The sequence below is a fragment of the Paenibacillus sp. J22R232 genome (genome assembly GCF_056269165.1).
In genome coordinates this window covers 1-6,498 of sequence record NZ_JBWDNK010000037.1, presented here as the reverse complement: position 1 = coordinate 6,498, position 6,498 = coordinate 1, and the positions used below count along the sequence as shown (strand labels likewise).

Annotated in this window: 6 protein-coding genes and 1 pseudogene; 1 reads left to right on the top strand and 6 read right to left on the bottom strand. The window is 44.0% G+C overall.

Going from position 1 to position 6,498, the window contains the following annotated elements:
• Together AC0YN3_RS33010 and AC0YN3_RS33005 are read right to left on the bottom strand one after the other, a co-directional pair.
• On the bottom strand, positions 1-917 hold a 917-nt coding region (locus AC0YN3_RS33010), incomplete at its 3' end, for a beta propeller repeat protein (RefSeq protein ID WP_475779054.1).
• Between the two features lie 285 nt (positions 918-1,202).
• The gene (locus tag AC0YN3_RS33005; RefSeq protein WP_475779053.1) at positions 1,203-3,734 is read right to left on the bottom strand and encodes a winged helix-turn-helix domain-containing protein; all 2,532 of its coding nucleotides are present in this window, start codon (positions 3,732-3,734) and stop codon (positions 1,203-1,205) included.
• Positions 3,735-4,360: 626 nt separating this feature from the next.
• Between AC0YN3_RS33005 and AC0YN3_RS33000 the strand changes: the two are divergent.
• A pseudogene (locus tag AC0YN3_RS33000) lies at positions 4,361-4,706 on the top strand (IS4 family transposase); the annotation flags it as partial.
• On the opposite strand, the gene AC0YN3_RS32995 reads toward AC0YN3_RS33000, so the two are convergent.
• The 4 genes from AC0YN3_RS32995 to AC0YN3_RS32980 all read right to left on the bottom strand — a co-directional run bounded on the left by AC0YN3_RS32995 (position 4,653) and on the right by AC0YN3_RS32980 (position 6,315).
• Positions 4,653-4,997: an RNA polymerase sigma factor gene (locus AC0YN3_RS32995; RefSeq protein ID WP_475779052.1), complete on the bottom strand. Its 345-nt coding sequence runs from the start codon at positions 4,995-4,997 to the stop codon at positions 4,653-4,655. The pseudogene AC0YN3_RS33000 and the gene AC0YN3_RS32995 overlap by 54 nt on opposite strands.
• A 224-nt stretch (positions 4,998-5,221) precedes the next feature.
• A complete protein-coding gene (locus tag AC0YN3_RS32990; RefSeq protein ID WP_475779055.1) occupies positions 5,222-5,314 on the bottom strand; it encodes a sigma factor in 93 nt (30 codons plus the stop codon).
• Positions 5,315-5,597: 283 nt separating this feature from the next.
• Positions 5,598-5,861: a hypothetical protein gene (locus AC0YN3_RS32985; protein WP_475779051.1), complete on the bottom strand. Its 264-nt coding sequence runs from the start codon at positions 5,859-5,861 to the stop codon at positions 5,598-5,600.
• 70 nt (positions 5,862-5,931) lie between these two features.
• Positions 5,932-6,315, bottom strand: coding sequence for a hypothetical protein (locus tag AC0YN3_RS32980; protein WP_475779050.1), 384 nt, complete (start codon positions 6,313-6,315; stop codon positions 5,932-5,934).
• Between the last annotated feature and the right edge of the window lie 183 nt (positions 6,316-6,498).

Sequence of the window (6,498 nt, the reverse complement as noted above, 5' to 3'; positions counted from 1 at the left end):
CCCGTGTTTCCTAATACGGTTACTGTTGCATTTTGCTCGTACGGATTGCTATCCGTTGGCACGGTTCCTCCCGTGCTGCCATTGCCGTTATACGTTACGGTGTATGTCGGGAGATCAATGTTTTGAAATATGTCTCCTCTGTTACCTACCGCGATAAACGTGCCGTTGCCGTAGGTGACGCCATTAAGAGACCCGTACGCACCCTCATGGCTTTTCGTCCAACTCACTAAGTCACTGGAGGTATAGATAGAATTAAATGATCCCACACCCACATACGTACCATTTCCGTAGGAGACACTATGAAGGACGCCAGAATTTACCGACTCACATTCCACGCAGATAATACCCGACGTGGTGATCATACTCCAACTCACTCCGTCAACGGAGGTCAATATCGTTTTTCCGTTTACTGCCCAGGACACAAACTTACCATTTAGGTATTTGACGCCTTTAAGATCTGTCGCAGTGCCCGAATTTCGGCTCGTCCAGCTCACTCCGTCACTAGAGGTCAGTATCGTTCCATTTTGCCCCACCGCCACAAACTTTTGGTTGCCGTAGGTGACGCCCTTAAGTACTGACGTGGTGCTTACATTGCGATTCGTCCATAAGTCCGGCGTCTCGATCGTCGTAGAGGTGTATATGGCTCCTGTATTTCCAGCAACTATGTTCCCCACCGCCACATAAAGGCCGTTGCCGTAACTAACGCCCCAAAGGGATAAATAATTATTGAGGGTATGGCCCGTTTTCCAGATCACTCCGTCACTAGAGGACGATGCAAGTCCAGCTCTAGTCACAGCCACAAACTGGCCATTGTCGCAACTGATACTAGAAAGCTTGAGTGTGTTTTCCGGTTTGTAATACGTCCAACTCGTTCCGTCACTCGAGGTTAAGATGCCTCCCTCATCAGTTACCGCCATAAACTTGCCGTTACCGTAGCAGACGTCCTGATTACTGGTAAGAAGGTTATCAGGTTTCTGATTAACCCAATGATCAGTAGAAGCAGCACTAGCAAAAGTGGGGATCGTCCCCAATAAAATAATTAATGCCATTACTAAAGAAATCCAACGTTTGTTCATAAATGATTTCACTCACCTTTGTCTAGATTCGACATTCTCCTCTACTATAAATTAAAATAAACAAAATAGAACCTACCCGCCTGGGGTAGGTTTTTCAAAAACAGGATAGGCATTTTAACCACTTCTCTATAATTGCTTTGAAATTTCCAATGCTTGTTTACGATTGTTTACTTCAAGCTTTTTGTAGATGTTTTTAATATGAAATTTCACGGTATCTACCGTAATATTCAGACGCTCGGCAATTTCCTTGTTCATCAATCTATCCCTGATTAGCAGCAAAATTATATATTCCTGCCCTGTCAGTATTCCTTTCGGTGATTGATCAACCTCTGGTGTATCATTCATAGCACGCAACAGTTGCTTTACATAGGAACCCGAAGAAGAATGGCTATCTTGCTGAACCTTTGAATAAGCGTTAAGCATCTCCGCCATTACAAAACCCTCGTCAATAAAACTACGAATATATCCATCTGGCTTGGCCAAATCCAAAGCAGTGCCCAACGGAATGAGCGCAGCCTCCGTTTGACCCGAATGCCATAGCGTCACGCTTTGCACAATTAATACTTTTGTGTGATCACGGAGACAGTCTCCCTTGCACACCAAGAGATATAATTTTTCCAACAGGTACAGCGCTTCTTCTATTCGTTCGCACGCCGCAAGCACTCTAGCCAAAATCAGATGCTCCGCCAAAAGATTCAATGTAACCTCATCCGTGTGCGCAAGACCGCACCTTTGCAACCAATCAAGCGCATCTTGGAGCGAGCCTTGCCGCAAAGATAGATAAGCTTGTTCCGTTTCGATTTTCACAACAAATAAAGCATAATCGGGTGAATCAATTTTCAACTTCAATTGCTCCAATCGTTCGGACGCTCGCGTTGGATTTCCTTTGGCTTGCTCAATCCGCGATGCAGCGATGCCCAATTGGATCGTAATCCGTGCAAGAGGCTGATGGTCTATTCGCCCCAATGACTGACCGAAGTAAAATTCCGCCTCCTCCAAGCGATTCCACTCATACAGCAAATGGATATATGCCAAGTAAAAATATCCAATAAAAGGATAACTTTTTTTATGCTCCCATACTTTAATCCATTTCAAAATGAAGTCTTCCGCCGCATATAGATCTTTGATTAAAGTTAATTGATCATAATTCCTACTATACCCTTCATACCGGTTTACCCCCATCACCTGAAAGTAGCTTCCTTCCGGCATATATCGTTCTGTAAGGGCCAAATAATCCGATGCTCGCACAAAGTCATTTTGGATATAAGACGCCATACCGCAATAGAAATAGATATTACCCATAACCATGTTCCAGTCTACATCGGGTAATTTCCCTTGCAGTGCTTCAAACCGGACTTTGGTTTGCTCCATTCTCTGAATAGCGGCTTCCCTCTTACCTCCTAGCAACATTACGGCTATATAAAACATTTCGATCATTGGCTTCTCCGCAAATGAGCTTTCAGGTAAAACAGTTATCCATCTCATCAACGCAGCACTCTTCGACTGCATCAAGGCAGGGGGATTTTTCTCGATCAACCGAATAACATCCGCAAACTGTTGGCCTTCTAAATAATGCTCCACAGCCTCTTCATAAAACCCGTTTTTTTCCAACCAATTCGCCGCGCGGATGTGTACTTGAATCCACTTGTCCGAATCCGTTCGGGACCCTAGCTGTCGCAAGAAATCGGAAAGCAAATGGTGATAGCGATACCAATTCCGCCCCTCGTCTAAGGGTATAATGAATAAGTTTAGCTGCTCCAGTCTCTCCAATTGCTCTTGACTGTTCATTTGACCCGTTACTGCTTGGCATAAAGAATGGTTCATTCTACTTAAAATGGACGTTTCCAATAAAAAGGACCGCATGGTTTCCGACTGATGCAGGAACACTTCTTCCAACAAGTAATCGGATATATGATGCTGTTGACCCGTAAATTGCTGGATGGACTGCTTTATATTAGTACTGCGTTTCAGAGAGATTGCCGCCAGCTGCAATCCACTGACCCAACCCTCAGTTTGATGGAACAGCTCGGTTACTTGCCCTTTCGTTAGCGATAAATCCGTCGTATCTCGAAAAAAAACAAAACCCTCTTCCAGTTCAAAGCGTAAATCCTGCATTTGGATATACTGCAATTCACCCTTCGCGAGAAGTCTGGTAGTAGGAATCGGCAAATCGGTACGGCTAGCGATATAAAGATGAATATGCGGAGGAAAATGTTCCAGTAGGTAGCTCAATGATTGGTGAATTTCGGGGAGTTCAATGAAATGATAATCGTCGAGTATGATTACCAGTTCACCGGTTATATGATTCAATTCATTCAAAAGTTCCTTAATCATAGGCTCTGAAGATTCCGAAGGTCCTTTCTCAAGAAGACACCCAATCGTTTGGCCAAAGCTAGGGATTCTCTCCTGAATGGAGGCCGTTACGCAACTCCAAAATGAAATCCACTCATTATCATGCTTATCTAAAGAGACCCAAGCAACAAGCGCGCTGCATTGTTTCACCCATTCACATAAAGCTGTTGTCTTTCCATAACCAGCCTGCGCGGAAACAAGCATAAGCTTGGTTTCCATCCCCTCATTAAGCTTGCGCATCAGCTTCGGACGGGATACCATAGTATTTCTTATTTGGGGGATCTGAAATTTTGTATTTACAATCACTGTTGATACCTCCACAAAAAAAGCTCTAAATTAATAACTCAACTTTCGCAATGCGAAATTAGCTGAATCCCTTGTGGCTGTAGGGATAAATCGTTTTTTTCTTTCTCTAGACAAAAAAGTACCTTCGTCGTTTGGTATCATGGGAGTGGCTAGCAACCATGCAAACAAAGATAGGTGTGTAATCTATGGTACACCATCGTTCCCTGTCTGACCAGTCTCGTTTTTCGTCTGTTTTTACTTCTTTGAAAGTCGGCAAACTGCTTCTGGCGGCTGGCATTCACAAGTCTTTTGGCCTCTCAGCGCTCGCTGTCTTTCAGCTGCTATTCTCGCTTGTCTTTGAGGGGAAGAATTGGTCTCGACTGCTGGAATGTGGCCGAGGCGGCTCATTGCCAGGCAAAGATGTGGTCTATCGTTTTCTAAATCATCCCATTTTTGCGTGGCGTGCCTTTCTTCATTCGTTTAGTTTGACGATAGTCCGGCAGTTTTCCTCGCTTACGTCAGCCAAGCGTGTGAAAGTGTTTATCATTGAAGGAAAGCGTCTGACGCTGAGTGAACTTTATAGCACCCTTCTGAAGAACAAGCAGGCTTCCATCTGGAGTACGGTCATTGTCCAGACTTTAAGCGGTATGCCAATTAAACTCGTCTTTGTCCAAAATCGGAACAAGCGGCGCGAATGGCTGACCATTCTCAGCTCAGACCTTGCGTTAGAACCGAGCGAAATTGTGTCAAGGCCGATCCTTTGATATGATGATTAGCCATACAACGATCGTGTTTAGCCGTTACTTGTCAATGGGATTTGAGCGGCGACAGTTCGGAGACCCACGGACGCTTGGTGGGTTGTTTTATTTATATGCGGATGAAGTTCGTGATTTAGATTACCAGACGGCTCTTCGACAACTGATGGAGTTTTTCGTGACGTTAGCAGGAGCAACGAACAAGGCTGGCAAACGAACGGTTTTGTGTCAACTCCAACCGCAGCAAGATGACACCAAGGTTTATAACGTACCATCTCGCTGAAACCTCTTCATTTCGAACCGGAAGATTAATGCATGCAAGCCCTGTAATCCTTTTCATTACGTTAGTGACAAATACCGAACCTAACTTTTGTTCTACCATCGTTTGCTCCACCAAATCAAACAACTCCTTCTTAAGCATTGTTTTGGCCCTTCGAAGACGACTTTCCACTAAGCTGAGACTTATGCCATACAACTTACTGATTTCCGTTGCGGTATAACCACCTAAGTAATACTGAGTAATAACCATTCAATACTTTCCATCTAATTGCCCAGTGCCTTCCATACTGCTTGTTGCCGTTCGCGCCGCAATAATGTTTCTTCGGTAAAGTTCTCTGCACTGCCGGCAAGCACGGCATCCTCAAGTCCCACAGTAGGCTTCAATTTGCGAGTGAAATCCGTCGCAGTATTGCGTGCGATACTGATGAGCCAACTTCCGAATTCACTTGCGTCTTGAAGCTTTGTTAGGTAATACTACACTTTAACGAAGGCTTCCTGAGCGACGTCTTCTGCTTCATGAGAATCGCCCAACCTTGAATAGGCAGTTAATAAACGGCATTGGCGTATCGTCCAACCAATTGTCTAAATACTTTCTTATCTCCCTGAGCCGACTGTCTTACCAGTATATTGTCTTGATTGGTCATGTTTCACCTCTGGAAAGCCGCTTCTCTTACATAGACGGTTCTTTGGATCAATTACAGTCAGAATAGATTCACAATTTCTATAATCAATATCTTATCTACTCCAATACAATTCTAAAGTTTTTTTTTTACTTATTGGGCGATTTTACCCTTACTTCAAAAGAAAACGACAGACGATCGTTTGACCGGCTGCCGCATAGGCGATTGAACTAACGTTCCCAGATAGCTGAATCCTCCGGAGGATTCACACCTTCGTTGGCCTTCGGGTGTTGCTGCTGTAGCTTGACTAGTTGCTTGTACCGTTCGCGGATCTTCGGTACTGCCCCCTCGCGTAACTTTTCGATCCTATCAGCAGACAGACGATCAAGTTCCTCTTTCTGCTCCGAGCTGACCTTGTAAACTTTCGCCGTTATGACCTCGCTTGTTTCATACACAATTTCCGCTTTCTCCAGAGCCTGTTTTTTCTTGTCCATGCTTAATCTCCCCGTTACTCAATTAAAGCGGCAGACGGACGTTGCCTTTTCATTAAGCTATAGTTACCCTTTAGCGCAACATGTCATCAGTAGTAAAAAAACTAATAGGATAGTGCTCATCTTCTTCTGCATCTACATCAGGGTACCGATTAAAGATCGATTGAAAGTCGTCATGTTTAATTAAATGGTCAATAAGTTGTTCTATTCTTTCCCTGCTAATAGCGTCTATTAACACCATGTCGCTGGACCAAAAATACGACCCGTTCATGCATTCACCAGTCTGTATATTCTTTTGCCTTAATGTCTCGATATTTGAATAAGTAAAAAAGCTTGCAATCCACTTGGAGCGATCCGGAAAGACAACAATAACATCAGAATTACAATCGTTACAATTCCATGAGCCTTCGGCCCATACTTCAGCTTCTATCCATACATTCCGCTTCAAATAGTTCATGACCTACTCCTCTAATTAGTATGTATTTCAACTATCGTTACCCGTTAGGATTCCTGTAGAGCGTTAATTTTACGCTTTGCATAAAAACGAGCGACTCCGGTACGATGGGTTAATCACGGGTCATAGCCCTTTAGCCATCTTAAGGAGGTCGCTCTATCTTGAAGTTTAAAGCTCAAGCCAAAC